Source organism: Thiomonas sp. DCM-2, from assembly GCF_056820905.1.
In genome coordinates this window covers 3,288,581-3,313,818 of record NZ_CM165962.1, presented here as the reverse complement: position 1 = coordinate 3,313,818, position 25,238 = coordinate 3,288,581, and the positions used below count along the sequence as shown (strand labels likewise).

The 25,238-nt window shown below is 66.7% G+C and carries 22 protein-coding genes and 1 pseudogene; 15 read left to right on the top strand and 8 right to left on the bottom strand.

Going from position 1 to position 25,238, the window contains the following annotated elements; genetic code table 11:
- Positions 1-412 precede the first annotated feature (412 nt).
- The 5 genes and pseudogenes from rpmH (at position 413) to mnmE (ending at position 4,665) form a co-directional block, all read left to right on the top strand.
- The gene (gene rpmH / locus AC1ZQA_RS16010) at positions 413-547 is read left to right on the top strand and encodes a 50S ribosomal protein L34 (protein WP_013107607.1); all 135 of its coding nucleotides are present in this window, start codon (positions 413-415) and stop codon (positions 545-547) included.
- A gap of 121 nt (positions 548-668) precedes the next feature.
- Positions 669-1,076, top strand: coding sequence for a ribonuclease P protein component (locus AC1ZQA_RS16005; protein WP_482677818.1), 408 nt, complete (start codon positions 669-671; stop codon positions 1,074-1,076).
- A pseudogene (yidD, locus tag AC1ZQA_RS16000) lies at positions 1,073-1,285 on the top strand (membrane protein insertion efficiency factor YidD); the annotation flags it as partial. The gene AC1ZQA_RS16005 and the pseudogene yidD, both read left to right, overlap by 4 nt.
- A gap of 242 nt (positions 1,286-1,527) precedes the next feature.
- The gene (gene yidC, locus AC1ZQA_RS15995; RefSeq protein ID WP_482677817.1) at positions 1,528-3,216 is read left to right on the top strand and encodes a membrane protein insertase YidC; all 1,689 of its coding nucleotides are present in this window, start codon (positions 1,528-1,530) and stop codon (positions 3,214-3,216) included.
- 30 nt (positions 3,217-3,246) lie between these two features.
- On the top strand, positions 3,247-4,665 hold the full coding sequence (gene mnmE / locus AC1ZQA_RS15990) for a tRNA uridine-5-carboxymethylaminomethyl(34) synthesis GTPase MnmE (RefSeq protein ID WP_482677816.1): 1,419 nt from the start codon (positions 3,247-3,249) through the stop codon (positions 4,663-4,665).
- Positions 4,666-4,671: 6 nt separating this feature from the next.
- Here the strand turns inward: mnmE and AC1ZQA_RS15985 are convergent, their stop codons facing one another.
- A complete protein-coding gene (locus tag AC1ZQA_RS15985; protein ID WP_482677815.1) occupies positions 4,672-5,682 on the bottom strand; it encodes a D-2-hydroxyacid dehydrogenase family protein in 1,011 nt (336 codons plus the stop codon).
- A 234-nt stretch (positions 5,683-5,916) separates the two neighbouring features.
- Here AC1ZQA_RS15985 and AC1ZQA_RS15980 point away from each other — a divergent pair, with 234 nt between their 5' ends.
- Positions 5,917-6,486 (top strand): SRPBCC family protein, encoded by a 570-nt coding sequence (locus AC1ZQA_RS15980; protein ID WP_482677814.1) that lies wholly within the window; start codon positions 5,917-5,919, stop codon positions 6,484-6,486.
- Between the two features lie 15 nt (positions 6,487-6,501).
- Here AC1ZQA_RS15980 and AC1ZQA_RS15975 read toward each other — a convergent pair whose 3' ends face one another.
- Positions 6,502-6,858 carry an ArsR/SmtB family transcription factor gene (locus AC1ZQA_RS15975; RefSeq protein WP_482677813.1) on the bottom strand — a complete coding sequence of 119 codons (357 nt, stop codon included), beginning with the start codon at positions 6,856-6,858 and terminating at the stop codon, positions 6,502-6,504.
- Positions 6,859-7,026: 168 nt separating this feature from the next.
- On the opposite strand from AC1ZQA_RS15975, the gene AC1ZQA_RS15970 reads away from it, so the two are divergent.
- Positions 7,027-8,331, top strand: a complete 1,305-nt coding sequence (locus AC1ZQA_RS15970) for an MFS transporter (protein ID WP_482677812.1) — start codon at positions 7,027-7,029, stop codon at positions 8,329-8,331.
- Between the two features lie 44 nt (positions 8,332-8,375).
- Here AC1ZQA_RS15970 and AC1ZQA_RS15965 read toward each other — a convergent pair whose 3' ends face one another.
- Complete coding sequence (locus AC1ZQA_RS15965; RefSeq protein ID WP_482677811.1) at positions 8,376-8,657, bottom strand: BTH_I0359 family protein; 282 nt, start codon at positions 8,655-8,657, stop codon at positions 8,376-8,378.
- A 377-nt stretch (positions 8,658-9,034) separates the two neighbouring features.
- Between AC1ZQA_RS15965 and AC1ZQA_RS15960 the strand changes: the two genes are divergently transcribed.
- On the top strand, positions 9,035-10,642 hold the full coding sequence (locus AC1ZQA_RS15960; RefSeq protein WP_482677810.1) for an L-lactate permease: 1,608 nt from the start codon (positions 9,035-9,037) through the stop codon (positions 10,640-10,642).
- 45 nt (positions 10,643-10,687) lie between these two features.
- Here the strand turns inward: AC1ZQA_RS15960 and AC1ZQA_RS15955 are convergent, their stop codons facing one another.
- Entirely contained in the window at positions 10,688-11,857 is a 1,170-nt protein-coding gene (locus tag AC1ZQA_RS15955) for a DUF3108 domain-containing protein (protein WP_482677809.1), read from the bottom strand.
- 188 nt (positions 11,858-12,045) lie between these two features.
- Here AC1ZQA_RS15955 and AC1ZQA_RS15950 point away from each other — a divergent pair, with 188 nt between their 5' ends.
- Entirely contained in the window at positions 12,046-12,705 is a 660-nt protein-coding gene (locus tag AC1ZQA_RS15950) for a PhaM family polyhydroxyalkanoate granule multifunctional regulatory protein (protein WP_482677808.1), read from the top strand.
- Positions 12,706-12,752: 47 nt separating this feature from the next.
- Here AC1ZQA_RS15950 and trxC read toward each other — a convergent pair whose 3' ends face one another.
- Complete coding sequence (gene trxC, locus AC1ZQA_RS15945) at positions 12,753-13,169, bottom strand: thioredoxin TrxC (protein ID WP_482677807.1); 417 nt, start codon at positions 13,167-13,169, stop codon at positions 12,753-12,755.
- 153 nt (positions 13,170-13,322) lie between these two features.
- Here trxC and AC1ZQA_RS15940 point away from each other — a divergent pair, with 153 nt between their 5' ends.
- Together AC1ZQA_RS15940 and AC1ZQA_RS15935 are read left to right on the top strand one after the other, a co-directional pair.
- The gene (locus tag AC1ZQA_RS15940; protein WP_482677806.1) at positions 13,323-13,880 is read left to right on the top strand and encodes a carboxymuconolactone decarboxylase family protein; all 558 of its coding nucleotides are present in this window, start codon (positions 13,323-13,325) and stop codon (positions 13,878-13,880) included.
- 26 nt (positions 13,881-13,906) lie between these two features.
- On the top strand, positions 13,907-14,401 hold the full coding sequence (locus AC1ZQA_RS15935; RefSeq protein WP_482677805.1) for a DUF6790 family protein: 495 nt from the start codon (positions 13,907-13,909) through the stop codon (positions 14,399-14,401).
- A gap of 2 nt (positions 14,402-14,403) precedes the next feature.
- Here the strand turns inward: AC1ZQA_RS15935 and AC1ZQA_RS15930 are convergent, their stop codons facing one another.
- A complete protein-coding gene (locus tag AC1ZQA_RS15930; RefSeq protein WP_482677804.1) occupies positions 14,404-15,252 on the bottom strand; it encodes a helical backbone metal receptor in 849 nt (282 codons plus the stop codon).
- 17 nt (positions 15,253-15,269) lie between these two features.
- On the bottom strand, positions 15,270-21,644 hold the full coding sequence (locus AC1ZQA_RS15925) for an amino acid adenylation domain-containing protein (RefSeq protein WP_482677803.1): 6,375 nt from the start codon (positions 21,642-21,644) through the stop codon (positions 15,270-15,272).
- A 227-nt stretch (positions 21,645-21,871) separates the two neighbouring features.
- On the opposite strand from AC1ZQA_RS15925, the gene AC1ZQA_RS15920 reads away from it, so the two are divergent.
- From AC1ZQA_RS15920 to AC1ZQA_RS15905, 4 genes are all read left to right on the top strand, one after another.
- Complete coding sequence (locus AC1ZQA_RS15920) at positions 21,872-23,431, top strand: sensor domain-containing diguanylate cyclase (protein WP_482677802.1); 1,560 nt, start codon at positions 21,872-21,874, stop codon at positions 23,429-23,431.
- A gap of 201 nt (positions 23,432-23,632) precedes the next feature.
- A complete protein-coding gene (locus tag AC1ZQA_RS15915) occupies positions 23,633-23,758 on the top strand; it encodes a hypothetical protein (RefSeq protein WP_482677801.1) in 126 nt (41 codons plus the stop codon).
- Positions 23,755-23,949, top strand: coding sequence for a hemin uptake protein HemP (gene hemP / locus AC1ZQA_RS15910; RefSeq protein WP_482677800.1), 195 nt, complete (start codon positions 23,755-23,757; stop codon positions 23,947-23,949). The genes AC1ZQA_RS15915 and hemP overlap by 4 nt, the downstream gene beginning before the upstream one ends.
- Before the next feature lie 93 nt (positions 23,950-24,042).
- Positions 24,043-24,321: a hypothetical protein gene (locus AC1ZQA_RS15905; protein WP_482677799.1), complete on the top strand. Its 279-nt coding sequence runs from the start codon at positions 24,043-24,045 to the stop codon at positions 24,319-24,321.
- A 3-nt stretch (positions 24,322-24,324) separates the two neighbouring features.
- Here AC1ZQA_RS15905 and AC1ZQA_RS15900 read toward each other — a convergent pair whose 3' ends face one another.
- Positions 24,325-25,224, bottom strand: a complete 900-nt coding sequence (locus tag AC1ZQA_RS15900) for a ParB/RepB/Spo0J family partition protein (RefSeq protein WP_482677798.1) — start codon at positions 25,222-25,224, stop codon at positions 24,325-24,327.
- Positions 25,225-25,238: the final 14 nt, after the last annotated feature.

Below are 25,238 nucleotides of genomic sequence, written 5' to 3'. Positions count from 1 at the left end.
ATGCGCGTGCTTGCTGGCTCTCGGAAAGGGGGCTTTCCCCTGGATGATCGCTTTCCGATTGTTCCGAAGACGCCATGTCGAGGCTTGGACCGAGACTGGCAGTTTACCCCTGCGAGCGAAGTTATCCACAGTCCGAAACGGCATTTTTTAGGGTCAGAAGTGACCACCCCCGGATGCACCCAGACGGATAGAACGTCACACTGCGGTGGGGTCGGAACGGTGAAATCGGGCCAAAAATTGACAAAGAGTCCGATCGTGAGTCAAATGGAGGGCTTTTTTCTGAATCACACAGGCGCTTGGCAGGAAATGCGGAACACAAACACCCCGGGCTTTCCAAGTGAAAAAATGCAGAAATAAGTGGTTCCAGCTGAATTTAATCATTGAATTCAGTATTTTTGATTAAGGTGAGAACATGAAACGTACTTATCAACCTTCGAAGACCCGTCGTCAGCGCACGCATGGCTTTCTGGTGCGCATGAAGACACGCGGTGGTCGTGCGGTCATCAACGCACGCCGCGCCAAGGGCCGCAAGCGTCTGGCAGTCTGAGGTACTCTGACGCCGACGCTGAGCACCTCGTGGGTTTCAGTGTTCTCGCGTCTCGCTGGCCCGACGCGCTGAAGCCGCGGCCGATCAGCGCACCGAGCGCCCCAAACCCTTGAAGGTCGACATGTTGCGGCAACCCGAAGCGTTTGCCGCCTGTTTCTCTGCGCGCTATGCGCAACAGGCAGAGTTTCGACTGCATTACCGGGCAGTATCTGCCGATGCGAGTCCAACTGCGTCCGGGCCCGATCACTGCTGGCTGGGACTGGTCATTCCAAAAAAATTCTGCAAGCCCGCCGTGCGGCGCAACCTGATCAAGCGGGTGATGCGTCAGGCTCTGCGCGAATTGCTTCTGCCGCCTGGCGCCCGGTCGCAGGCCCCCGTGCTCATGCTGCGCCTGACGCGCAAGCTGCCGGCAGAGTTTCGCAGCGCGCGCTCTCCTGCTTTGCTGGCTTACGTGCAGCAGGCGGTGAACGCCTTGCTCAAGTCCTGGGTCGAACGCACCGTCGTCGTGTCGGAACAAGGCCTTGCATGAAGCAACTGTTGATCGGTCTGGTACGTCTGTACCGCTTGCTGCTCAGCCCCTGGGTGGGCGGGCAGTGCCGGTTTTATCCCACCTGCTCGGCCTACACCATCGAGGCACTTGACACGCATGGCGCCGCAGCAGGCACCTATCTGGGTGCTGTGCGCATCTTGCGCTGTCAGCCTTGGTGTGAAGGTGGGCATGACCCCGTCCCGTCACAGTTCACCTGGGCACCCTGGCGGCATCGCGCCAGCGAAACGGACCATTTCGAACTCTGCGAATCGGGATCTGATGACGCTCGGTCATCTCCGCCCATGCACAATAGCGCGTCTTCGCCCGAGGACGCGGTGTTGCGTGGTGCGACCGAGCCGGGCGCGTCGGCGCCGAAGTCATCGGTTTCACTCTCCTCTTCCAGGCCCTGAGTCTCCCGGGCGCTTCTGCATCACTACAACAGGATTTGCGTATGGATCTCCGCCGTTCGGTACTCTGGGTGGTTTTCACCATGTCGATGATTTTTCTGTACAACTCCTGGCTGCGCTACAACGGCGAGACGGATTTGTTCGGAACGCCACCGGCCCACCCCGCGCAAGTTGCCAGCGCGCCGACCAGTGCCGTGCCGCAGGCTGCGCCGAGCGCAGCGCGTCTGCCCGCAACAGCTGCAGCGACTGCACCGCTGGCTGCCCCGGCTGCGGCGTCAGGACCTGCAGCACAGCTCACGACGATCCACACCGATCTGATGGATCTGAAGATCTCCTCGCGGGGCGGCAATCTGGTGTACGCGAAGTTGCTGAAGTATGAAAGTCGCACCGAGCCGGGCAAGAACGTGGTGTTGTTCGACGATTCTGCCAACAACAAGTACATGGCGCAGTCGGGATTGATCGGCGGCGACTTTCCGAATCACGAAACCGAGATGACGGTGCTGCCCGGCCCGCGCGACATGGGCAACGCCAAGACGCTGCAGGTCAAGCTGGTGTCGCCCGATCTGGGCGGCGTGCGGCTTGAACGCACCTACACCTTCACCCGCGACAGCTATGTGGTGGATGTGCGCAACACCATCACCAACACCGGCACCACGCCCGTGAGCCCGCAGCTGTACATGCAGCTCGTGCGCGACGGCAACACGCCACCCGGCGACGAGTCGCACTTCTATCACACCTACACCGGCCCGGCGTACTACGACAACGCCAGCAAGTTCCAGAAGTTCGAGTTCAAGGATCTCAAGACCAACGAGGCACCGAAAAAGGCGGACAGCGGCTGGGTGGCGATGATTCAGCATTACTTCGTCTCCGCCTGGGTGCCGCAGCCCTATGACGGCCCGCGCGATCTGTATACCCGCAAGCTGGGCGACAACCTCTATGCGGTGGGGGTGATCCAGCCATTGGCGCAGATTGCGCCGGGCAAGAGCATCACCACCGACGCCAAACTGTTCGTCGGACCCGAACTGGAGAGCACGCTGGGCGCGCTCGCTCCGGGTCTCGAGCTGGTGAAGGACTATGGTTGGGTGACCATTCTGGCCAAGCCGATCTTCTGGCTGCTGGAGTTGATCCACAAGGTGGTGCAGAACTGGGGTTGGTCCATCATCGTGCTGACTCTGCTCATCAAGCTGGCATTCTTCCCGCTCACCGCAGCGAGCTACAAGAGCATGGCGCGGATGAAGGCGGTCGGCCCGCGCATCACCGCGCTGCGCGAGACCTACAAGGGTGACCAGGCAAAGATGAACCAGGCCATGGTCGAGCTGTACCGCAAGGAAAAGATCAATCCGCTGGGCGGCTGCCTGCCCATCGTGATCCAGATTCCGGTATTCATTGCGCTGTACTGGGTGCTGCTGTCCAGCGTGGAGCTGCGCGGTGCGCCGTGGATTCTGTGGATCCACGATCTCTCGGCCAAGGACCCGTATTACATCCTGCCGGCCATCATGACCGCCACGTCCTTCCTGCAGGTCAAGCTCAACCCGACGCCGCCCGACCCGATGCAGGCGCGGCTGATGTGGATCATGCCGGCGGCCTTTTCCATCATGTTCTTCTTCTTCCCCGCCGGGCTGGTGCTGTACTGGTTGACCAACAACTCCACCTCCATCGCGCAGCAGTGGTTCATCAACAAGAAGATGGGTGTGGGCGTGTTGACCGATACCCCGGCCAAGCCGGCCCAGTAAGGCAGGTTTGATCCACCCCGGCGCACGGCCATGAATGCATTGGCGCAGGACGCCGATCCGGTGGTGGCCATTGCCACAGCGCCGGGGCGCGGCGCTGTGGGCATCGTGCGCGTATCCGGCAAGTCGCTGGGCACCTTGGCCCGCGCCATTGCCGGGCGCGAGTTGCAGCCGCGCCACGCGACCTATCTGCCGTTCATGGATGGACAGGGCGGCATGCTCGACCAGGGGCTGGCCCTGTTTTTTCCTGCGCCGCACTCCTACACCGGAGAGGATGTGCTGGAGCTGCAGATTCACGGCGGCACTGTGGTCCTGCAATTGCTGCTGGCGCGCCTGCTGGAGCTGGGCCGCGACATGCGGCTGCGCGTGGCGCAACCGGGCGAGTTCACCCGGCGCGCGTTTCTCAATGGCAAGCTCGATCTGGCGCAGGCGGAGAGCGTGGCCGATCTGATCGACGCCAGTACCGAAGCCGCCGCACGCAGCGCCACGCGCGCGCTGGCGGGCGAATTGTCCAAGGCGGTGCACGGGTTGGCTGCGCAGCTTGTCGAACTGCGGCTGCTGGTCGAGGCGACGCTGGATTTTCCCGAGGAAGACATTGATTTCTTGCGCCAGGCACATGCCGCGCAGCGTCTGCAGGATCTGCAGCAGACACTGCAACAGGTTCAGGCCAGAACGCGCCAGGGCGTCTTGCTGCGCGAAGGCCTGAACGTGGTGCTCGCGGGCCAGCCCAATGTGGGCAAAAGCTCGCTGCTCAATGCGCTGGCCGGGGCGGAGCTGGCCATCGTCACCCCCATTGCCGGCACCACCCGCGACAAGGTCAGTCAGACCATCCAGATCGAGGGGGTGCCGCTGCACATCATCGACACCGCGGGCCTGCGCGACAGCGCCGATGCGGTGGAGCGCATCGGCGTGGCGCGCAGCTGGGACGCCATTTCCGGTGCAGACGTGGTGCTGTTCCTGCACGATCTCACCCGGCTGCAGGCTCCCGGCTATGCGCAGGCAGAGGCCGACATCGCCCGCGGCTTGCCTGCGGGGGTGCCCGTGCTGCATGTGTTCAACAAGCGCGACAGCGTGCGCGTGGAGCAGGCCGAGCAGCACATCGCGCTGGCATGGGAGCAATGGGGGCTTGCGGCCGCCGAGGGCGTGTGGATTTCGGCAGCGCGGGGCGACGGATTGCAGGAGCTGCGACACACCCTGCTGCAACTGGCCGGAGCGCAGCAGGGCAGCGAGGGGGTGTTCATTGCCCGTCAACGCCATGTCCAGGCGCTGGAACGCACCCGCAGTCACCTCGATCTCGCTGTGGACCTCATCGCCCGGGACGCGAATGCCCCGCTGGATCTGCTGGCCGAGGAGTTGCGCCTGGCACATCAGGCGCTGATGACCATTACCGGCGACTACACTCCGGACGATCTGCTCGGGGCCATCTTTTCCAGTTTCTGCATCGGCAAATAGGCGTCTTCAGATACGCCGTGGCGACAGGCCCTGTGCGTTCAGGATGCCGCTGAGATCACCCGCGGCGAACTGCACGACGGCCTTGAAGGCCTGCGCGAACAGGTGCTCGTAGTGCTGCTGTTCGACAAAGCCGATATGCGGTGTGCAGATCGCATTTTCCAGCCGCAGCAAGGGATGTCCCTGCAGGATGGGTTCGGCCTCGAACACATCCACCGCGGCCAGGCCTGGACGCCCGCGGTTGAGCGCGGCCACCAGGGCGTCCGGGGCCAGCAGTTCCGGGCGGGCGGTGTTCACCAGCAACGCGGTGGGCTGCATCAGCGACAGATCGGCCAGGGTGATCAGGCCGCGCGTGGCCTCGCTCAGGCGCAGATGCAGGCTGAGCACATCGCTGGTGGTGAACAGGTCTTCGCGCGAGGCGCAGGCCAGCAGCCCATGCTCCACTGCCAGGGCGCGCGACTGTGCGCTGCCCCACACCTGCACCCGCATATCGAACGCTTGCCCGTACCGCGCCACCCTCTGGCCAATACGGCCATAGCCCCAGATGCCCAGGGTCTTGCCGGCCAGCCGCTGTCCCAGGCCAAAGTTGGGCGGCATGGACTGCGCCTTCAGCCCCGCCTGCTGCCACGCGCCATGCTTCAGACTGGCGACATATTGCGGCAGGCGGCGCATCGCTGCCAGGACCAGCGCCCAGGTGAGCTCGGCGGTCACGGCGGGGTCGGTCTGGCCCTCGGCCACGGCGATGCCCAGCTCGGTGCAGGCCTGCACGTCCACATGCGGGCCGATACGGCCGGTCTGCACCACGAGCTGCAGCTTGGGACATTTCTCCAGCAGCTGCCGCGAAAGCGCGGTGCGCTCACGGATCAGCACCAGCGCCTGCGTGTCCCGCAAGCGCACGCTGAGCTGGCCGACACCCTTGACGGTGTTGCTGAAAATCTTGAGGTCGTGACCCTCCAGGTGTTGCGCACAGTCGAGCTTGCGCACGGCATCCTGGTAGTCGTCGAGCACGGTGATCTGCATGGAAGTCCGTTCATGTTGAACCAGAGCGGATCAGTGTAGACCCTTGTTCCGTTGAGCAGAATGCGTGCGTCGTGAGGCGACTTGGTAGTGACCCGATCAGGAGTTTCCCGATTTTGCTGCGGTGCAGCTTGCTTACCAAACGAGGTGCGGAATATAAGTCAGCCTTGATATATGCCTGTCTGCTGCCCGGTCGCGGGATGAAAGTGCAGTGGGTCAGACGACATGGAGGCTGGGATGGACGTGAAGGGAAAATGGCTGTTGCCGACAAGCCCGCAACAAACCTGGGAGGCGCTCAACAACCCGGAGGTGCTCAAGACCTGCATCCCGGGCTGCGAATCGATCACCGATACAGGATCGGGGCATTTCGAGGTCGTGCAGGTGCTGGCCGTGGGTGGGTTCAAGACGCGTTTCAGCAGCACGTTGACACTGGAGGACCCCAACCCGCCGCACAGCTATGTGCTGCGCTTCGAGGGCAATGCGGGAAGCGCCGGTTTCGGTCTCGGGCGGGCGCTTGTGGCGCTGCAGCCCACCGCCGATGGCGGCACGCAGATGAATTACCAGGCGACGGCCGAGGTGGGCGGGGCGATTGGCCAACTCGGCAAGGCAGCGGTGGACAGCACGGCGCAGAGCCTGGCGGAAACCTTTTTTTCCCGGTTCGATCAGGTCATGCGCGGCCAGATTCCGGTCGAAGACGGTGCCGGAGTGCTCGACCGGGTGTGGAACGCATTGCCGCCCTGGGGCTGGGCCGTCTCTACCCTGGTGCTGGTGTTCATCGTGTACTGGGGCCTGCACGGCACCTGGTAAATGCAGCACCGGCGTTCAGTTCTCCTCTGCCGGGCAGAGCGCGCGAACCACGTTGAGCACCTGCTGACTTTTGATGTGGTAATGGACGAAGCGCCCGCGACGGGTGGCTTCGACAATGTTTTCTGCGCGCAGCTTGGCGAGTTGCTGCGACAGCGCGGCCTGACGCATGCCGACTTCGTGTTCCAGTTCGCGCACGCAGCGCTCGCCGTCCATCAGCAAGCACAGAATGGCCAGGCGTTCACGGTGCGCCAGTGCCTTGAGAATGCGCACCACATCGCCTCCGGCCATGCGCTCCAGGCGGGCGAGCCGGTGCAGCGACGTTGGCACCATGAGATTCGGCGCGGTCGAGGGGGGCAGTTCGACGATATTCATGATTTGGAGTCTATGAATATCAATTTGCAAGGTTTTGATTCAACACAATAAAAGAGGTTTGAACCCTCTGTGTGTCGGTTTTTTCACGTTGGCGTGCCGGGGCGCAGCAGTCGCGTGGACAGGCCCAATGCGGTTAAGCTCGCCCGCCTTGCCCTCCACGTCCCCGCAATGATGCCTGCCGCCTTCCGATACCCGCCTCTGCGTCTGGCCCTGATGTTCTGGGGCATTGCGGCTGCAGCCTATATGGTGGGGTTTTTTCTGCGTGTGACTCCAGGGGTGCTCAACACCGACCTGATGCGCGACTTTCATCTGAATGCAGCGCAACTGGGAAATCTGGCGTCGTTCTACTTTTACTTCTACGCCGCCTCGCAAATTCCGACGGGCATCGCGAACGACCGCTTTGGCCCAAAAGTGCTGATCGTCGCGGGCCAGGCCATTACTGGCTTGGGTGCCTTGCTGTTCGCGGCGGCGGGGAGCTTCGAGTCGGCTGCCGTGGCGCGGGCCTTGATCGGGCTTGGGCACGGCGTGGCCTGGGTGTCCCTGCTGGAGCTCTCGGCAGCTTGGTTTGCGCCACGGATGTTCGGCACCATGTCGGGTCTGTCGCTTGCCCTGGGTACGCTGGGGGCGGTGCTGGCGCAGGCGCCGCTGCTCATCCTGTCGCACCGTTTCGGCTGGCGCTGGGTGCTGGGCGCGGTCGGTGTGCTCTGTCTGGGTTTGTCGCTGCTGGCCTTGCTGCGCATCCGGAATCGGCCGGAGGAGCTGGGTTTCGACGGCTATCTGCCCGCGCGCAAGGCGCAGACTCTGGGAGACGTGGGGCGCGGTCTGGGCGCGGTCTGGCGCTATCGCAATACGGCGCTGTTGTTCGTGGCGCCCGGTGGGGTGTGCGGCGCCTTTCTCACCTTCACCACGCTCTGGGGCATGCCGTTTCTGGTGCAGCAGCGCAAGATGCCTGCGGGACAGGCCTCCTGGGTGATTGCGATCATGCTGGTGGCCTTTTCCTTCGGCGGTGTGCTGTGGGGGCGGGTCTCCGACATGCTGCGCCGGCGCAAATTGCCCTACCTGCTTGGTGGCCTGATGATGCTTGCGGGATTTGGCGTCCTGGTGGCGTGCCCGCAGGCCCCTTGGCCCGTCCTGCTCGTGGCCTTGCTGCTGGCATCGGTGGGTTCGGGCGCCATGGTGGTGGGGTTTGCCTGGGCGAAGGAGTCGGTGCCGCAACATCTGGCGGGCACGGCGTCTGGCGTGCACAACACCGGGGTGATGCTCGGCGCCTTGGTGCAACTGCCCCTGCTGGGCTGGGTGCTGGATCGGTTCTGGACCGGGCAGCAGGCTGGAGGCGTGCGGCTGTATGACGGCACTGCATTCCAGGCGGCAAACGGGGTGTTGCTGGCCTGGATTGCGGTGTCGGTGCTGTGTGTGTTGCTCGCGCGTGAGACGCACGCCAAGCCCTTGCCTGGCGCCGTGAACAGGCCCTGAGCAAGCCTCTGAGCAAGCCTCTGCGCGAGCTCCCGGGCGCTGAATCAGTGCGCCTGCAGCGACTGCCGGGACAGCGCGGAGTAGCGGTCGAGAAAGTCGTCGATCTCCTCGCTGCTGGGCTGTTGCGCGATCAGTTGCTGCACGCTGTCGCGAAACCCTTCTGCGGCGCGGCCCCCCAGGAAGATTTCCTTGCGGGCGAATTTGTCGACGATTTCATACCCGCCGCGGGAGAGGTCGGCGTCCGGGCCGCCTTGCTCGGCCTGAGCGCCCGACCAGTCGAGCTGCAGGACACAAAACGCGTCTGAGTCATAGATCATGGTTTGCATGGTGGTTCTCCACTGGTTGCTGAGGAGATAGGGACATCGAAGCAAAAATCAAGCCTGACAAAAACGCGCAACACGGTTGATGTGAAAACGCGCAGCAATCGGCAGGCGTTGACAGACGCCATCTGTCCATCCGGGTCTGTGCGGAGGATTGCCAGCAAATCGGGAAAGGCAGTGTTGACGCCAATCGTCGGCTTGCAACCAGATGTAAGAATGGCCGCGATTCGCTTGCCTGCCACGTCGTGCCCCCCTAGGCTTGCGGCGCCGCACAAACCAGGCTTCGCAACGGACGAAGGGCTGGGGTGTGTGAGGATTTCATTGTTCACATCACACGCAGAAGCCCGGAGCGCGCAACGCGGTTGACCGGGTGGGAGACTCGCATGTTTCATCAACTTCTGACCCCGGTGGGCGGCGCCTTGCTGTCCTCGTTTCTGGTGGCGGCCATTCCGATCGCCATCGTGCTGTTGATGCTGGGTGTTTTGCGACGCCCGGCATGGCAGGCATCTGCGGTCGGTCTGATCGTCGGGCTGATCATTGCCGTCACGGCCTGGCAGCTGCCGGTGGGACTGGCCGTCAATGCTGTTGCGCTTGGGGTGGTGTTTGCCTTGTTGCCGGTGATGTGGATCGTGTATGGCGCTCTGGTGCTGTACAACGTGGCGGTCAAGTCGGGACGGTTCGAGATGTTCCGCATGTGGATGCTGGAGCACCTGCCCAATGACCGCCGACTGGTGCTTCTGGTGGTGGCGTTTTCCTTCGGCTGTCTGCTCGAAGGCATTGCGGGTTTCGGAACCCCGGTGGCCATCACCAGTGCCCTGCTCATCGGCCTGGGATTTCCGGCGCTCGAAGCGCTGACCTTTACCCTGATCTTCAACACGGCGCCCGTGGCCTTCGGTGCGCTGGGGGTTCCGCTGACGGTGCTGGGCGCGGTGACCAGCATGCCGCCCGAGCCGCTGGCGGCCATGGTGGGGCGGCAGTTGCCGCTTTTTGCCTTTCTGCTGCCGTTTTATGTCATTGCGATCTACGGGGGGCTGCGGTCGATCCGCGCCCTGTGGCCCGCTCTGCTGGTGGCCGGAGGCAGCTTTGCGCTGGCGCAGTTCGTCTCGTCGAATTTCATCAGCTATCAGCTCACGGACGTGCTGGCCTCGATGTTCTCGCTGATTCTGACGGTTGGCTTTCTCAAGGTCTGGGCCCCAGCGCCGGACCCGGCGTTCGCCATTGCGCGCCCCACGCGCGCATCCCATGAAGCCCGCGTGGGGTATGGTGGCTGGCTGCCCTGGGTGGTGATTACCGTGGTGGTGATTTTCTGGGTGTACGCCAAGATGTTCACCTTCGGCGAGATGAAGGTGCTCTGGCCGGGGCTGGACAAGCAGGTGTTCATCACTCTTTACAACAAGCCCTATGTGGCCCTGTGGGACTTCCAGCCCCTGGGCACGGGCACGGCCATTCTGTTGTCCGCGGTGATCACCGCGGTGCTGGTGCGGTTGCCAATCGGCGAATTCTTCGCGGCCATGCGGGATGCCTGGGTGCAGGTGCGGATTGCGGTGCTGACGGTGTGCATGATCGTGGGGCTGGCCTTTTTGCTGAACTACTCGGGCATGAGTTACACGCTGGGCCTCGGCGTGGCCGGGGTGGGTGCGCTGTTTCCGCTGGTGTCGGCCTTTCTCGGCTGGGTCGCGGTGTTCCTGTCGGGCAGCGATACGTCAGGCAATGCGCTGTTCGGCAATCTGCAGGTGGTGGCTGCGCGGCAGCTGGGCTTCGACCCGGTGCTGATGGCGGCGACCAATTCGTCAGGCGGGGTGATGGGCAAGATGATCTCGCCGCAGAACATCGCCACCGGAGTGTCCACCACGGCACTCAAGGGCAAGGAGGGGGTGGTGTTCGCCCGCACCTTCAAGCACAGCGTGTTTCTCACCTTGCTGCTGGGACTTCTGGTGTATCTGCAGCAGCATGTGCTGACCTGGATGATCCCGGCCCTGCCGCCGCATTGATTGGTCGGTTCGCAGCCGCAAGCGCCGCGCCTTGCGCGGCGTTTTTCATGGTGCGACGGACGCCGGGGCGGCCTGCTCGGCGTGGTCGAGGGTGAACAGCAGATAGCTGTCGGCGGATTGCTGCAGGCGGATCTGCACCGGCAGGTTCTGCAGTTGCGGCGCCAGCCAGATTTGCGCGCCGAGTTCATTGCCCTGTGTGGCCTGGCGCACCACATGCCAGCAGCGCAGCGGCCCGACCGGGGTGGAAACCGTGTCCATGCCGGCGATGGTGAAGGTCCAGTCGGTCATGCCGCTGGGGCGGGCCACGGCGAAAGTGAGCGTGGCGCCAGGGCGGAAGTCGCCGGGATGGGTGGTGAGGCGGTTGGCGAGCTGCAGGAACAGGCTGGCGCTGTCCTGCACATGAGGCTGCAAGGGGAGCACGTCGGGAATGGCGCTGAAGCGCAAGGTATTGGCCGCGCGGTCGAATGTGACCGATTTTTCGCGGGTGAACACGCGCTCGGTATAGCGCGTGGGGGCGAGCCAGTCGCCGTCGATGCGACCGATGCTTTGGTAGGCAAAGCCGATCAGCGCGCTGCCGGACAGGGTGGCGTCGTAGTGGTCGCCGTCCACGGTCCAGACCAGCGCGCCGCTGCCGTGCAGCGCCCCCCGCCAGTAGCCGCTGATGGTGTAGGACAGTCTGGTGGAGGGCGGCCAGGCAGGCACTTCGACGGCCGGGGCCGAGGATTGCGGCAGCGGGGGCGAGGCGGATGCAGCGGGCGGTGCGGCACTGCTGGCGCTGCCGCTTGGACGACTGCCATTGCCGCTTGCGGGCGCGCTGCCCGGGTTGCCCGGCGCGCTGGCGATTGCGGGCGCAGAGGCTGGCGGCTGCGGGGCACTGATCGGCGGCGCGGGAACGGATGCGGCGACGGCCTCGACAGGCGGTGGCACGGGCGTTGCCGGGGGCGCGGGAAGGGCCGCAGTGACCCGCTCCGGTGCGCGATGTGGCGCTGGTGCCGGAACTGTCGGCATGGGCGCAGGCCGCGGTGCCGGTGCCGGCGGGGGCGTGGGTCGAAGCAGCTGGGTGTAGATCGGTTCGGGCAGGTGGCCTGCCGCCAGGGGTTCAAACGCGTGGCCAAGCCAGACCAGCCCGGCCAGATGCAAGGCCAGCACGAGCAAGGCGAGCAGCAGCACGGCCAGCCAGCCCGGGCGGGCGCGCAGACCCTGGTGCGGGGTCATCCGCATCCCGTCGGGCCGCAGCCGCGCGCCAAGGCGCGCTGCGCGGAGAGGGGGTCTGTGCCTGGCAACATGCGCGCTATTTTGCCGGGGACGTGATGTCGTTGCCGGGAGGGTGTGGCCGAGGCTTTTCGCGCAGGGCCTCCACGCGTATGCTGCACATCCAGCGCACCCGGCGCACGGAGACCACCATGGCACAGACCCCGGAGTTCAAGGATTTCATTCCCGGCATGGAGTTTTTCCAGACCCTGCTCAAAGGCACGGGCATGCCCTCGCAGTTCGCCAATTGGGTGGCGCCGACCATGGACGTGCAGGAGATCGAGCAGAAGATCACCGATCTCAAGGCCGTGCTGAGCTGGCTGGAAACCAATGCGCGCATGACGCAGAACATGATTCAGGCGCTGGAGGTGCAACGCATGACCCTGCACGCGCTCAAGTCCATGAATGTGGATTTGCAGGCCTTTGCCAAGGGCATGGTGGCCGAACCGCCGCCCAGGACGGCCACGGCTGCAGCGCAGGAGGCGCAAGCGACCTCGACCTCGACCGCCACCGCCGAAACACCGCCGCAGGAATCTGCCACGGCGCCCCTGTTCGACCCGATGCAGTGGTGGACCACCATGACCCAGCAGTTCACCGACCTGGCCAGCAAGGCGATGCAGGAGGGCGGTGCGATGCAGGCGGGTTTTGCAGCGCCGACGGGGGCGGACGCGACCAGCGCGCCGGTCAGCCCACCTGCAAAGCCAGCGAACCCGGCGGCGAAACCCGTTGCCAAGACGGCCGCGAAAAAAGCGGCGCGTCCCTCAACCGCCGCGGTCAAGCGTGCCCGGCCGTCCGCCCGATCCGCGCGCTGAATGGGGGCTGCCGCCGCCAGCATGTTTTCTGGACGGCTCTGCCGCCCTTACGCCCCCACCCAGCGCACCAGCTCCTGAGCGGGCATGACGCCGGACTGGCGCTTGACTTCCTGACCGCCGCGGTACAGCGCCAGCGTGGGGATGCTGCGGATGCGGCTGCGCACCGAGATCTGCGGGTTGGCGTCGGTGTCGACCTTGGCCAGCACCGCACGGCCCTGGAGCAGCTTGGCAGCCTGGGCGAATTGCGGCGCCATCATCTTGCACGGCCCGCACCACTCGGCCCAGAAATCCACCACCACAGGCAACTCGCTCTTGGCGATGAAGCGCTCGAAGCTGGCATCGGTGAGGCTGACGGGCGCAGGGGGCAGAACCTCCTGGCCGCACTGCCCGCAGACGGGGGCATCGTGCAGGCGGTCATCGGGGACGCGGTTGAGGGTGGCGCAGTGGGGGCAGACGACGAGCATGACGACCTCTCGGAAGAAGAACTGCGGACAACATGCGGCAAGGCGGAAGGCTTTTCAAGTGGCGCCACACAGCACGGGCGGCGCGGTGTTTCCCTGCGCGCGGGTTTGAGGCTACATTGCAGCCCATCATCCCTTTCTTGCGCTCTGTCAATCATGCCGCGTATCGCCTATCTGCCGCAACACCATGCCGAGCCCGAAGACCTGGTGGCTGCCATCCGCCAGCGCCGGGGCGGCGCGTTGCTCAATCTCGATCGCATGCTGCTGCACAGTCCGGCATTTGCGCGTGGCTGGAATGGCCTGCTCGGCGCCGTGCGCGGCGAGCTGGCGCTCGATCCCGCCCTGCGCGAGCTGGCCATCTGCGTGGTGGCGCGGCTGAACGGGGCGGATTACGAGTTCATGCATCACGCCCAGCCGTTCATCGCGGCCGGGGGCAGTGCGGAGCAGCTCGCGCTGCTGCATGACATTCCCGCAGCGGTGGAAAACCGGCTGGCATTCTCCGCGCAGGAACGCGCGGTGATGGCCGTCACCTACGACATGACGCGGCGGGTGCGGGTGAGCGAGGCGCATTTCGCCGCCATCCGCGCGCTGCTGCCGCAGCAGCAGGTGGTCGAGCTGGTGGGGGTGATCGCGGCGTACAACATGGTGTCGCGCTTTCTGGTCGCACTCGATGTGGGGATTGAAGACCGCTCGGAGTCGGACCCGGCGCATTGAGGCGCGCGACACGCGAAGGAGTTGGCATGACGCAGGTGTTGCACTGGGCGCTGGAGTACCGGGCGCTGACCCTGGTGTTGATCGGTCTGGTGCTGGCCGCGCTGACGCTGTTCACCAGCGACCGCGCGCCGCATGCACTGCGGCTGGCGCAGGTGGTGCTGCGCTGGTTTTTGCTGTGCTCCATCGGCGCGGGTTTTCTGTGGGTGAGCGCGCAGCAGGTGTTGCCGCAGGCGGCGGGCGATCCGCTGCGTGTGCAGATCGGGCTGGCAGCGCTGGGGTTTGCCGTGGTGGGCGTGGCCAGCGCGTGGGGCGGGCTGGGCATGCGGCTGGCGGCGCTCATCGGGCCGTCGGTATGGATTGTCGGCAGCCTGCTGGGCAAGGCCGCGGGTCTGGACGGCTCGGGCTGGAGCAGCCAGTTTGGTCTGTCTGACGCACTGGTGCCGCTGGTGGGCTTTGCGCTGCTGGGCTGGCAGTTCCGCGCGCAGCGGCACCGCAGCGTGTTTGCGCGCTCGCGGCTGTAGGTTCAGGCCGCCCGGGCGCTGGCGGCGAGTTGCCGCAGGCCGCTGATGGCGCGCACGCCGTACCAGCTGGCCCATTCTCCCGGGATGCAGCGCACCTGCGGGCGCAGGCCACGCGCGGCCAGCAGCTGGCGCACTTCGTCGGCGTGCCGCGCGCCAAAACGGTAGGGCTCGCTCGACAGCAGCACGCAGTCCACCGCGTCCAGCCAGGGCGCGGACCAGTCGAAGGTCGGGTAACGGCTGCTTCCGGGCTGGTGCAGGCCGTCGCCGCCATGCACGGCGGGCAGGGTGTGCCAGCCGACTGCGGCCAGGCTCTGGCTGATGTAGGTGTCGCGCGCGACCGTCATCCACGGCGCGCGCCAGATCAGGTAGAGCACGCGGCGCGGGGCAAAGCGGCGGGCGCGCAGTTGCGCGAGCACGGCGTCGAGTTGCTGGCGCAATTGCGCGGCGCGCTGCGCCGTGCCCGGCACCTTGGCGAATGCGCCGCCCAGCAGGTCGAATAGCAGGAGATTGTCCTCGGGGGTCTGCGGGTGGGTGACCAGGATGTGCGGCACGAAGGCGCGCAGCGCGTCCACGGTGTCGCGGGTGTTTTCGTCGATGTTGACCAGCACATGCGTGGGCGCGAGCGCGCGCAGCGCGGCAAGCCGCACGTCCTTGGTGCCGCCGACCTTGGGAATGTCGCGCACCGCGGCGCGCGGATGCACGCAAAACCCGGTGCGCGCGACGAGTTGCGCGCGCAGCCCGAGGGCGCACAGCGTCTCGGTCAGGCTGGGCACCAGACTGGCGATGCGCGCTTCGGTTCCCGCTGGCGGGAAGGTCTGGCCGAGCGCGTCGGTGACTTCGGCTTGCGGCATGTCGGCGCGCGGCGGGTTCAGGCGGTTTCGCGCAGCGGGGCGTGCGCATCGCTGCGCGCGAGCTGCCCCAGGCTTTCGAAAATCAGCCGCCGCGGCGCGATGCGCCAGCCGAGCTGCTGCTCGATCGCGATCACCGCGCGCATCGCCAGCAGCGAATGCCCGCCGAGATCGAAAAAATTGTCGGTCAGCAGCACGCGCTCCACGCCGAGCAGCTCGCGCCAGATCGCGGCGATGCGGTGCTCGGCGTCGGTGGCGGGCAGCCTGGCGTGCGGAGCCTCGGCGGGCGCGCTGCCCGGTTGCGGCGGCGGCAGCGCGGCGCGGTCGAGCTTGCCGTTGGGCAGCAGCGGCAGCGCGTCGAGCAGCACGATGTGCTGCGGCACCATGTAGTCGGGCAGGTGGCCGCGCAGCGCCTGGCGCAGCGCGGCGGGGTCGGGCTGCGGCGCGCCGGGCGCGGGCACGACATGGGCGACCAGCCGCAGGTCTGCTTCCCCCGCGGCGTGGGTGCCGACCACGCAGCTGGCCACGCCGGGCTGGGCGCGAAGCTGCGCCTCGATTTCGCCGAGTTCGATGCGAAAGCCCCGGATCTTGACCTGGTGGTCCAGTCGGCCCAGGTGCTCGAGCAGGCCGTCGTGCCGCCAGCGGCCGAGGTCGCCGGTTTTGTACAGCCGTGCGCCCGGTCGGGCGGAGAACGGGTCGGGGACGAAGCGCTCGGCGCTGAGTTCGGGGCGCTGGAAATAGCCCAGCGCCACACCGTCGCCGCCGATGTGGATTTCTCCCGGTGCGCCGATCGCGCAGGGCTGGCCGGCGGGGTCGAGCACCCAGACCTGGGTGTTGGCGATCGGCCTGCCGATGGACATGGGCTGCTGCGGCTGCACCCGCCAGCAGGTGGACCAGACCGTGGTTTCGGTCGGGCCGTACAGGTTCCACACCTCGGCGCAGGCGGGCAGCAGCTGCGCCGCCAGATCGGCGGGCAGCGGCTCGCCGCCGATAAAGGCGCGCAGTCGCGGGCTGCCGCGCCAGCCGGATGCGAGCAGCATGCGCCAGGTCGTCGGCGTGGCTTGCAGCACGGTCGCGCCGCTGGTGTGCAGCAGCGCGCGCAGCGCGTCGGGGTCGCGTGCCTGCGCGTGGTCGGCAAGCACCACGCGCGCGCCGACGGCCAGCGGCAGCAGCAGTTCGAGCACGGCGATGTCGAACGACAGAGTGGTGACCGCCAGCAGCGCATCGTCCGCGCGCAGCCCCGGGGTGCGCGCCATGCTGCGCAACAAGTTGACCACCGCGCGGTGCGGCACCAGCACGCCTTTGGGCCGCCCGGTCGAGCCGGAGGTGTAGATCAGGTAGGCGGGGTCGTCGGGCTGGGCCGCGTGCTCGGGCGGCAGTGCAGCGTTTTGCTCGGGCAATGCAGAGGCGCTGTCCAGCGCGATTTGCCGTACGCCGCTATGGGCCAGCAGCGGCAGCAACGCGTCCTGGGTGAGGATGCAGCGCAGCTGCGCGTCTTCTGCCATGAAGTGCAGGCGTTCCAGCGGAAAGCCGGGGTCGAGCGGCACGTAGGCCGCGCCGCTGTAGAGCACGCCGAGCAGCGCGGCGAGCAGGTCGGCGTGGCGTTCCATGCACAACCCGACCCGGTCGCCGCGGCCCACGCCCTGCTGCCGCAGCAGGTGCGCGATCGCCAGCGCCCGGGCGTGCAGATCGCCATAGCGCAGCGTGCGGCCGTGCGCATCGCTGATCGCAATGCGCGCGTTCCGGTCTGCTGCGGCGAGCTGCAGGAATTGCGGCAGGTTGCAATCCGCCGGGTCGGCGGTTGCGGTCGCGTTCCACTGCGCCAGCAGCGCGTGCTGCGCCGGGGTGAGCAGCGGGTGCGCGGACACGGCTTGCTCGGACCGCGCGAGCAACTGCGCGGTGAGATGCAGGTAGCTCTCCAGCAGACGCTGTGCGGTGGCGTCGCTGAACAGCTCGGTGGCGTATTCGAGCTGGATGTGGCGGCTGAATTCGGTGTCGATGTGCAGCGACAGGTCGAACTGCGCCGCGACCCGGGGGAAGTCGAACGCCTCGTAGCTGAACGGCACGCTCGCGCGCTGGCCCGTGGGCGCGTTGAGCACGTTGAACAGCACCCGCACCAGGCCCTGCGGATGGTCGGGGCGCTGCGCGGCGAGACGCTCGACCAGCTCGTCGAACGGCGCGTCCTGGTGGGCGTAGGCTTCCAGCGCGGTGTCGCGCACCTGCTGCACCAGCTGGTCGAAGCTGGCGTTTGGATCGACCGTGTTGCGCAGCACCAGGGTGTTGACCAGGGTGCCGACCAGCTGCTCGGTGGCGGCGTGGTGGCGGTTGGCGATCGGCGTGCCCACGGCGATGTCGTCGCTGCGGCACAGGCGCGCGAGCAGCACGTTGAAACTCGCCAGCAACTGCATGAACGGCGTGACGCCCTGCCGCGCGCCGTGCGCGCGCAGCGCCTGCAGCAGCGCGGGCGGCAGCGGGGCGGACAGCGTCTTGCCGGCAAAGCTGGGCTGGGCTGGGCGTGGGAAGTCGGTGGGCAGGGGCAGATCGGTCATGCCCTGCAGACGTTGCATCCAATATGCCAGATGCGGCTCGCGCGTGGCGGTGGCGGCCGCACTGCGCTGCCATGCGGCGTAGTCGGCGTATTGGATGGACAGCGGCGGCAGGTCTGCAGCGCGGCCCTGCAGCAGGGCGGCGTAAATCTGCAGCGCATCGCGCGACAGCACGGCCAGCGCCCAGTTGTCGGCCAGGGTGTGGTGCAGCACCCACAGCAGCACATGGTCTTGGTCGCCCAGGCGCATCAGCGCCACGCGGAACAGCGGCGCGGCCGACAGGTCGAAAGGCCGTGCGGTGAACGCGGTGGCCGCCTGCCGTGCGGCGGATTCGCGGGCGTTGCTGGGTTCGATCTGGCGCAGGTCGATGACCTCCAGCGCGACGTGCAGCTGCGGCAGGATGGTCTGCACCGGCTCCTGACGATCGAGCGCGAACTGGGTGCGCAGCGCTTCGTGACGCGCGACCAGCAGATCGAGCGCGCGCTGCAGCAGCGCGATGTCGAGCGGGCCGCGCAGCCGCAGCGGGGCGGTGACGTTGTACGCCACCGTCTCGGGGTGGAAGTGCTGGATCACCCACATGCGGCGCTGCGACAGCGAGGTGGGCAGCGGCCCGCCGCGCGGCACGGGTGCAATCGCGGGTTCGACGTGCGCGCGCGCCTGCTGCCGGTCGAGATGCGCGGCGAGATCGGCAATGGTCAGATGGGTGAACAGGTCGGCCAGCGGCAGCGCGACGCCCAGCCGCGTCTGGATGCGCGATCGCACCTGGGTCAGGGTGAGCGAGTGGCCGCCGAGGTCGAAAAAATGGTCGTCGATGCCAAAGGGCTCGCGCTGCAGCACCTCGTGCCAGATCTGCCACAGCGCCTGTTCGGTGGCGCTGCGCGGCATGCGGCGCTCGGCGCTGGCGCTCGCCGCTTGAAATTGCGGCGCCGGCAGCGCGCGCCGGTCGACCTTGCCGCTGGCGGTCAGCGGCAGCCCGGGCAGGACCTGCCACGCGGCGGGAATCATGTAGTGCGGCAGGCTCGCCTTGAGCAGGCGCTGCAGCGCGCTGATCGGGGTGTGTTCGTGTCCGGCGCGCAGCACCACATAGGCGGCGAGTTGCGGATCGTCCGTGCGGGAAGACCATGCGATCACCGCAGCCTGCGCGACCGCCGTGTGACTGGCCAGTTGCCGCTCGATTTCGCCGAGTTCGACGCGAAACCCACGGATCTTGATCTGATCGTCGTTGCGCCCGGTGAGATGCAGCTGCCCGTCGCTTCCCCAGTAGCCGAGGTCGCCGCTGCGAAACATGGGTTCTTGCGGCTGGAACGGGTCGGGGACGAAGCGCGCGGCGCTCAGCTCCGGCTGGCCGAGGTAGCCGCGCGCCACGCCGGCACCGGCAATGCAGATCTCGCCGGCCACGTCGAATGGCAGCGGGCGCAACTGCGCGTCGAGCACATGGATGCGGGTGTTGTCGATCGGCCGACCCACCGGCAGCGTGCCGTCGGTCCGGGTGATTGGGCCGTCCACGACGTAGAGGCTGCTGTCTTCGGTGGTTTCGCTCGGGCCGTAGAAATTGAGCAGCCGCGCCTGCGGCAGCAGCGCCTGGAAGCGCGCGGCAAGCTCCGCGGGCAGCGGCTCGCCGCCGAACTGCACGCAGCGCAGGCTGGTGCAGGCGGGAAGCAGCGGGTCGTCGACCAGCGCCCTGGCGGTCGAGGGGGCGAGCGTCAGGTGGGTGATGCGCTGGTCGATCACGGTCTGCAGCAGCGCGGGCAGGTCGCGCTGCAGCCCGGGAGCGGCCAGGTGCACCGCGGCGCCGCACAGCAGCGGGACGAAAAACTCGGAAATCGACGCGTCGAAACTCAGCGCGGACTTTTGCAACAGCCGGTCGTCGGAGCCGAAATCGACCGCACGCACATTCCACAGCGCATGGTTGCACAGCGCGCGGTGCGGGATCATCACCCCCTTGGGCTGGCCGGTGGAGCCGGAGGTGAAGATCACGACGGCGAGATCGTCGCCGCGACAGTCGGTTGCGGGCGGCGCGACCGGATCGCCCGGGCGCAGATCGGCGTCGAGCAGGTGCAAGGGCTGCGCGGCCGCATCGCGCAGCGCGGCGTGCAGCGCGGGCTGGGTGAGCACGACACGCGCCTGCGTCTGCTGCAGGATGCGGCGCAGGCGCTCGGCGGGCAAGTCGGGGTCGAGCGGCACATACGCGCCGCCGGCCTTGAGCACGGCCAGCAGCGCGGCCACCAGCTCAGGGCGGCGTTCCATGATCACGGGCACGCAGACATCGCGGCCGACGCCGAGATCGCGCAGCGTGTGCGCCAGCCGGTTGGCTGCCTGGTCGAGCGCGGCATAAGTCAATGCCTGACCGCCGAAACGCACCGCACAAGCCTGGGGCGTGCAGCGCACCTGCGCGGCGACCCGCTCGTGCAGGCATTGCGATCCGGCGAGCGGTGTGGGTGCGGGCTGCAACGCCTGCAGCGCAGCGCGCTCTGGCGGGGACAGCAGGTCGATGTCGCGCAGGCGGCGCCGAGGCGCAGCGAGCAGCGCGCTCAGATGCTGGTCGAGCCGTTCCGAGAGAAAGCGGGTGTGACGCAGTGCGGGTGGCGCCCTGGGGTCGAGAACGAGGTCGATGGGGAGCTGGTCGGTGTCACCGTATTGCCGGATGTAGGCGGCGACCGGGGCGAACCCCGGATGGCCGCTGAACGGGGCGAAGCGCAGCCGCGCCGTGCCCAGGGTGGCATGCGGATCGAAGTTCTCGACCGACACGGTCAGGTCGAAATGCATGCCCGCGATGCCCTGTCTGGGCGGCAGCCGGGTGAGGACGCGGTCGAGCGGATAGTGTTGATGCCGCAGGACCTGCCGGGTGTCGTCGGCCAGTGCGCGCATCATGTCCGGCAGGGCGGCATCCGCGTCGGCGCTCAGCCGCAGCGGCAGGGTGTTGACGAACAGGCCGACGGTCTGCTTGTCGACCGCGTCGCGGCGGTTGTGCAGCGGCATGCCGATGAGGATGTCGGTTTGCCCCGAGACCCGCGCCAGATAGCTGGCCAGAAAGAACATCACCGCCTGCGCAGGCGACAGGCCCTGTTCTGCGGCGCGGTCGAGATAGCGTTGCCAGCGCGCCAGGCTGACTTCCCACCGGTGCTGCGTGGGGTGGGGCAGCGCCTGCAGATCGGGCGTGGCCGCCACGGCTGTGGTGCGATCCATTCCGGACAGACGTTCCTCCCAGAACGCCCTGTTGCGCGCATGGCGGGATGAGTGCGCGTCGTCCTGCTCGCGCGCGACAAAGCGGGCGTAGCTCGGGCCGGGCTCCAGGGCGGCAGCGTCGTTGCCGAGCAGGGCGTTGTAGCGGCGGAAGATGCGTTGACCGATCAGCATCACGCCATAGCCGTCCAGCAGGGCGTGGTTGAAGCACATCAGCCATTCATGCCGCGTCGGCCCGGTGCGGTAGAGCGCGAAACGCCACAGGGTGGGCCCGGACGGATCGATGCCCTCCGACTTGAGCGCGGCGATGTCGGCTGCGGCTTGCTCTGCGGCGCGCTGCGGCGAACCGGTTTGGGCGAGCCAGTCGGTGTAGGGCAGCGTCCAGGCCAGTGCGTTGGCGACTTGCCACTGCGGGCCGTCGGGCGCGGCAAGCACACGCGCGCGCAGCATGGGTTCGGCGGCGATCACGTCCCGCATGGCCCGCTGCAGCAAGGGCACGTTCAGCTCGCCGTCGATGGAGATGGTCAGGCCGATGGTGTAGATGGCGCTGCCCAGCAGTTCCTGCCGCAACAGAATGTCCTGTTGTGCATGACTCAAGGCAAACGGCGCGGCGTCCGGCTGCGGCGTGGCGTTGTCGAATGTCGTGCGGATCAGGCTGGCGGTCATGGTGCTGCGGAAAAGGGGTGAGTCAGACGACAGCGCATTTTCACTGCGGAACGATGAAATGGCTTGGGTTTTGCTCGGACAGCCCATGACTCTTGCGCAAACTGTGAACTATTCCGCTTTTGCAGACCGCCTGGCTGGTGAACCGGGTGCCCTTCGGCATACGATGGCAGCCGATTCTGCGCGGGAGCATTCTCGGATGCGGACCGCGCTGCACCGACCGACATTCCATGGCAAGCAACCCCCTTCCCGTTGACCCGGATGCGCAATGGCGCATCGGTGCGGATGGTCTGTTCGTCAATCCCGCGCATGAGGAGGCGTTCGTTCGCGCGGAGTGGGCGAGTCTGGGGCCGCGCGTGCGCCAGATCGGGCTCTATGGCGCGCTGGCCTTCCTCTCGGCCACGTTCACCGATCTGGCCGTACTGGGTGCCACCTGGGTGTACTGGAGCTTGCTGGCTGCACGGTTTGTCATTCTGGGCTGGGGATTTGGCCTGGCCCACCTGGGCAAGGCCGGGCATGTGGATCATGTGCGTCGGGTCGCAAACCTGCTGCTCGGGTTCGAGCTGAGCATCATGGCGCTGTTCCTGCTGGTCGTGCTGGCCTATGGCGGCAACGCAGACTACCACTCGATCACTGCGCTGGCGCTGATTTTCGCGGGGTATGCCTATGTGCCCATCCTGCGGCGCGAGGCGCTGTGGGTGGGCGGCGTGTTCACTGCCCTGTTCGCCATCGTGGTCTGGACGTCGCTGCACTTCGACGCGAAGTTTGTCAGCATTGCGGTGGTGCTGTTTGGTTTCGCCAATGTCGCCGGATGGCAGATTGCGGTGTCGCTCAGCCGGGGCCTGCGCGTGGCCTGGCTCGACCGGCGGCGGCTGCAGTCCGAGGCCCAGGCGGCGCAGGAGGCCCGGCTTCACGCCGAGGAGAGCGAGAACAACCTGGAGCGCCTGTTCGACGCCACGCCCATGCCCTTGGTGCTGACGCGGGTGGCGGATTCCCGTGTGCTGCGCTTCAACGCCGCGGCCAAGACGCTGATCGACCCCGAAAACCGGCTGTCGGACACCATTTTCACCACGGATTTTTACGTCGATCCGGGGCAGCGCGCGCTGTTGCTGGCACGGCTGCGGGAGGAGGGCGCAGTGCAGCAGGCGGAAATCCGGCTGAAGACGGTTGGCGGCCCGCCGGTCGATGTGCTCGTGTCCATGCGGCTGGTGCGCTTTGCCGGGGAGGATTGCCTGATCACCGGCATGGTGGAGATTTCCGCGCAAAAGAAGCTGGAGCATCAGTTGCGCGCGCTGGCCTACACCGATCCGCTGACCGGGGTGCAGAACCGGCGGGGCTTTTTCGCTGCGGTCGATCGGGCCATTCAGGAGGCGCCCGATGAGGGTCCGGGCCCGTGCGTCATGCTGCTCGACCTCGACCACTTCAAGCAGATCAACGATCGGTATGGTCATCCGGTGGGAGATGAAGTGCTGGTGGAGTTTGCGCAGGTGGTGCTCTCGCTGCTGCGCGAGGGTGATGTGTTTGCACGCATGGGCGGCGAGGAGTTCTGCATCCTGCTGTCGCACGCCCGGGCGGATCAGGCGCTCGACATCGCCGAGCGCCTGCGCGAATTCGTTGCCGCGCACCCCTTTCAGACCTCCGCCGGGGTGGTGCGGCTCAGCCTGAGCCTGGGGATTGCCGGTTGCGATGCGAAGGTCCAGAGCATCGACGCCGTGTTGTCCATGGCCGATCAGGCGATGTACCGCGCCAAGCAGGGCGGGCGCAACCGCAGCGAGATGTATTGCGCCTGAGCGCGATTTGCCGCATCTGGCGCTGGGCACCAGCCTCCGTGGGACGGGATGGCTCGGCCCGTCACCGGGCTGACCCCCGCGCACAAGACCGCATATTTCGCCCGACATTTGCAAACAAGAACGATTCGCAATAAGATGGCTTCCATCGCGATGCGCGCAAGCCCCTGCGGGGCTGCCCCGCACAGGCAAGCGCATCATCAGGTGTCCCCAGCCGTCGCCAGGGCGTTTGTGTTCGATGGAGGAATCGAGATGGGATATGCAGAACTGGGGCTCAGTCTGTTGGCGGTGCTCGCGCTGACCTGGGCCGTGATGGAGTGGTCGCGATGAACGTCATGCCGAGCAAGGAACAACCGGGGATGGCGCCGCGCCGCGCGTTGGTGGAAAACCCACTGAACACCGGATTGACTCTGCATTCGCGCGAACTGTTCCGGCAGGGCGCGGTGGTGCAGATCCGCCATCAGGGGCAGACCTATCAACTGCGCCTGACCCGGCAGGACAAGTTGATTCTGACCAAGTAAGCCACGGCAAGTCCGTGAAGTTTTCTCGCAGCTTTGCTCGCCAGCCCGTGCGGACCAGTCCTCCGGCACAGACGCCAGCCATGCAATCTTTCCATGACGGATGTGCAGACAGACCGGGGTGAGTCCCCGGAGCCCTTGCTCGCGGGCACTCTGGCGTTGATGACGTTTTACGCGGACAAGCCCAGCGTCGCGGCGATGCAGAAAATTGGCCGCAACCTGCAGACCTTGCAACAGCACCCGCAACTCAGTGCCGAAATGTGCGTCGTCTGCCGACGGCTGGCGGCCTACTGGCTCACCCTGGGCTGCGCGGTGCAGCAAGCAGACGCCCATGCGGCCTGTCGGTTCGCGGCGGCGTCGGCGGCGTTGCAGTAGGGTTCAGGTTTCCGCAGTGTTGCCGCGCAGCAGCGCGAGCAGGCCGTCGAGTTCGTCCAGCGAGGAAAAGTGGATGGCGATCTCGCCGCTTTGATGACCCTTGCGCACCGCCTTGCTGCGAATTTCGACGGGCGCGGTAAAGCGCTCGGACAGCTCTTCTTCGAGGCGCTTCCAGTCGCGGTCCTTGGGCGGCTTCACCTGTTTTGGCGCCGTGGCGCCGCCTTGTTCCTGCTGGGTGCGGCTGACCAGTCGCTCGGCCTCGCGCACACTCAGACGCTTGGCCAGGATCTGCTGCGCCGCCTGCACCTGCTGGGCCTTGTCCAGCGCCAGCAGCGCGCGTGCATGGCCCATGTCGAGGTCTCCGGCCAGCAGCATGGTCTGCACCGCATCCGCCAGGTTGAGCAGGCGCAGCAGATTGCTGGTCGCGGTGCGCGAGCGGCCCACGGCCTGTCCCGCCTGCTCATGGGTGTGGCCGAACTCCTCGATCAGCCGGGCAATGCCGCGGGCTTCTTCCAGCGGGTTGAGGTCTTCGCGCTGCAGGTTTTCGATCAGCGCCATGGCCAGGGTGGCGCGGTCGTCGGCGTCCTTCACCAGTGCTGGCACGGTGTCCAGACCGGCCAGCCGCGCGGCGCGGGTCCGGCGCTCCCCCGCAATGATCTCGTACCGACCATCTGGCAGGGCGCGCACCAGCACCGGCTGCATCACGCCCTGCGCCTTGATGCTCTGCGCCAGTTCGTAGAGCGCGCCCTCGTCCATCTGGGTGCGGGGCTGGAAGCGGCCGGGCACAAGATCGTCCAACCGCAATTCGCGCAGCGCGGCGGCATCCAGCTCAGTGAGTTCGACGGAGGGGCCGAGCAGGGAGTCGAGCCCGCGCCCGAGTCCTTTGGGTTTTTTTGTTGCCATCTGCGTGTGGGAGT

Coding starts and splice junctions, on each gene's coding strand:
- AC1ZQA_RS15935 (WP_482677805.1), top strand. CDS start 13,907: ATGACGCAGGTGTTGCACTGGGCGCTGGAGTACCGGGCGCTGACCCTG.
- trxC (WP_482677807.1), bottom strand. CDS start 13,169: ATGCTCGTCGTCTGCCCCCACTGCGCCACCCTCAACCGCGTCCCCGAT.
- AC1ZQA_RS15970 (WP_482677812.1), top strand. CDS start 7,027: ATGATGCCTGCCGCCTTCCGATACCCGCCTCTGCGTCTGGCCCTGATG.
- AC1ZQA_RS15985 (WP_482677815.1), bottom strand. CDS start 5,682: ATGCAGATCACCGTGCTCGACGACTACCAGGATGCCGTGCGCAAGCTC.
- mnmE (WP_482677816.1), top strand. CDS start 3,247: ATGAATGCATTGGCGCAGGACGCCGATCCGGTGGTGGCCATTGCCACA.
- AC1ZQA_RS15925 (WP_482677803.1), bottom strand. CDS start 21,644: ATGACCGCCAGCCTGATCCGCACGACATTCGACAACGCCACGCCGCAG.
- AC1ZQA_RS15920 (WP_482677802.1), top strand. CDS start 21,872: ATGGCAAGCAACCCCCTTCCCGTTGACCCGGATGCGCAATGGCGCATC.
- hemP (WP_482677800.1), top strand. CDS start 23,755: ATGAACGTCATGCCGAGCAAGGAACAACCGGGGATGGCGCCGCGCCGC.
- AC1ZQA_RS15975 (WP_482677813.1), bottom strand. CDS start 6,858: ATGAATATCGTCGAACTGCCCCCCTCGACCGCGCCGAATCTCATGGTG.
- yidC (WP_482677817.1), top strand. CDS start 1,528: ATGGATCTCCGCCGTTCGGTACTCTGGGTGGTTTTCACCATGTCGATG.
- AC1ZQA_RS15900 (WP_482677798.1), bottom strand. CDS start 25,224: ATGGCAACAAAAAAACCCAAAGGACTCGGGCGCGGGCTCGACTCCCTG.
- AC1ZQA_RS15950 (WP_482677808.1), top strand. CDS start 12,046: ATGGCACAGACCCCGGAGTTCAAGGATTTCATTCCCGGCATGGAGTTT.
- AC1ZQA_RS15955 (WP_482677809.1), bottom strand. CDS start 11,857: ATGACCCCGCACCAGGGTCTGCGCGCCCGCCCGGGCTGGCTGGCCGTG.
- AC1ZQA_RS15980 (WP_482677814.1), top strand. CDS start 5,917: ATGGACGTGAAGGGAAAATGGCTGTTGCCGACAAGCCCGCAACAAACC.
- rpmH (WP_013107607.1), top strand. CDS start 413: ATGAAACGTACTTATCAACCTTCGAAGACCCGTCGTCAGCGCACGCAT.
- AC1ZQA_RS16005 (WP_482677818.1), top strand. CDS start 669: ATGTTGCGGCAACCCGAAGCGTTTGCCGCCTGTTTCTCTGCGCGCTAT.
- AC1ZQA_RS15940 (WP_482677806.1), top strand. CDS start 13,323: ATGCCGCGTATCGCCTATCTGCCGCAACACCATGCCGAGCCCGAAGAC.
- AC1ZQA_RS15930 (WP_482677804.1), bottom strand. CDS start 15,252: ATGCCGCAAGCCGAAGTCACCGACGCGCTCGGCCAGACCTTCCCGCCA.
- AC1ZQA_RS15960 (WP_482677810.1), top strand. CDS start 9,035: ATGTTTCATCAACTTCTGACCCCGGTGGGCGGCGCCTTGCTGTCCTCG.
- AC1ZQA_RS15905 (WP_482677799.1), top strand. CDS start 24,043: ATGACGGATGTGCAGACAGACCGGGGTGAGTCCCCGGAGCCCTTGCTC.
- AC1ZQA_RS15965 (WP_482677811.1), bottom strand. CDS start 8,657: ATGCAAACCATGATCTATGACTCAGACGCGTTTTGTGTCCTGCAGCTC.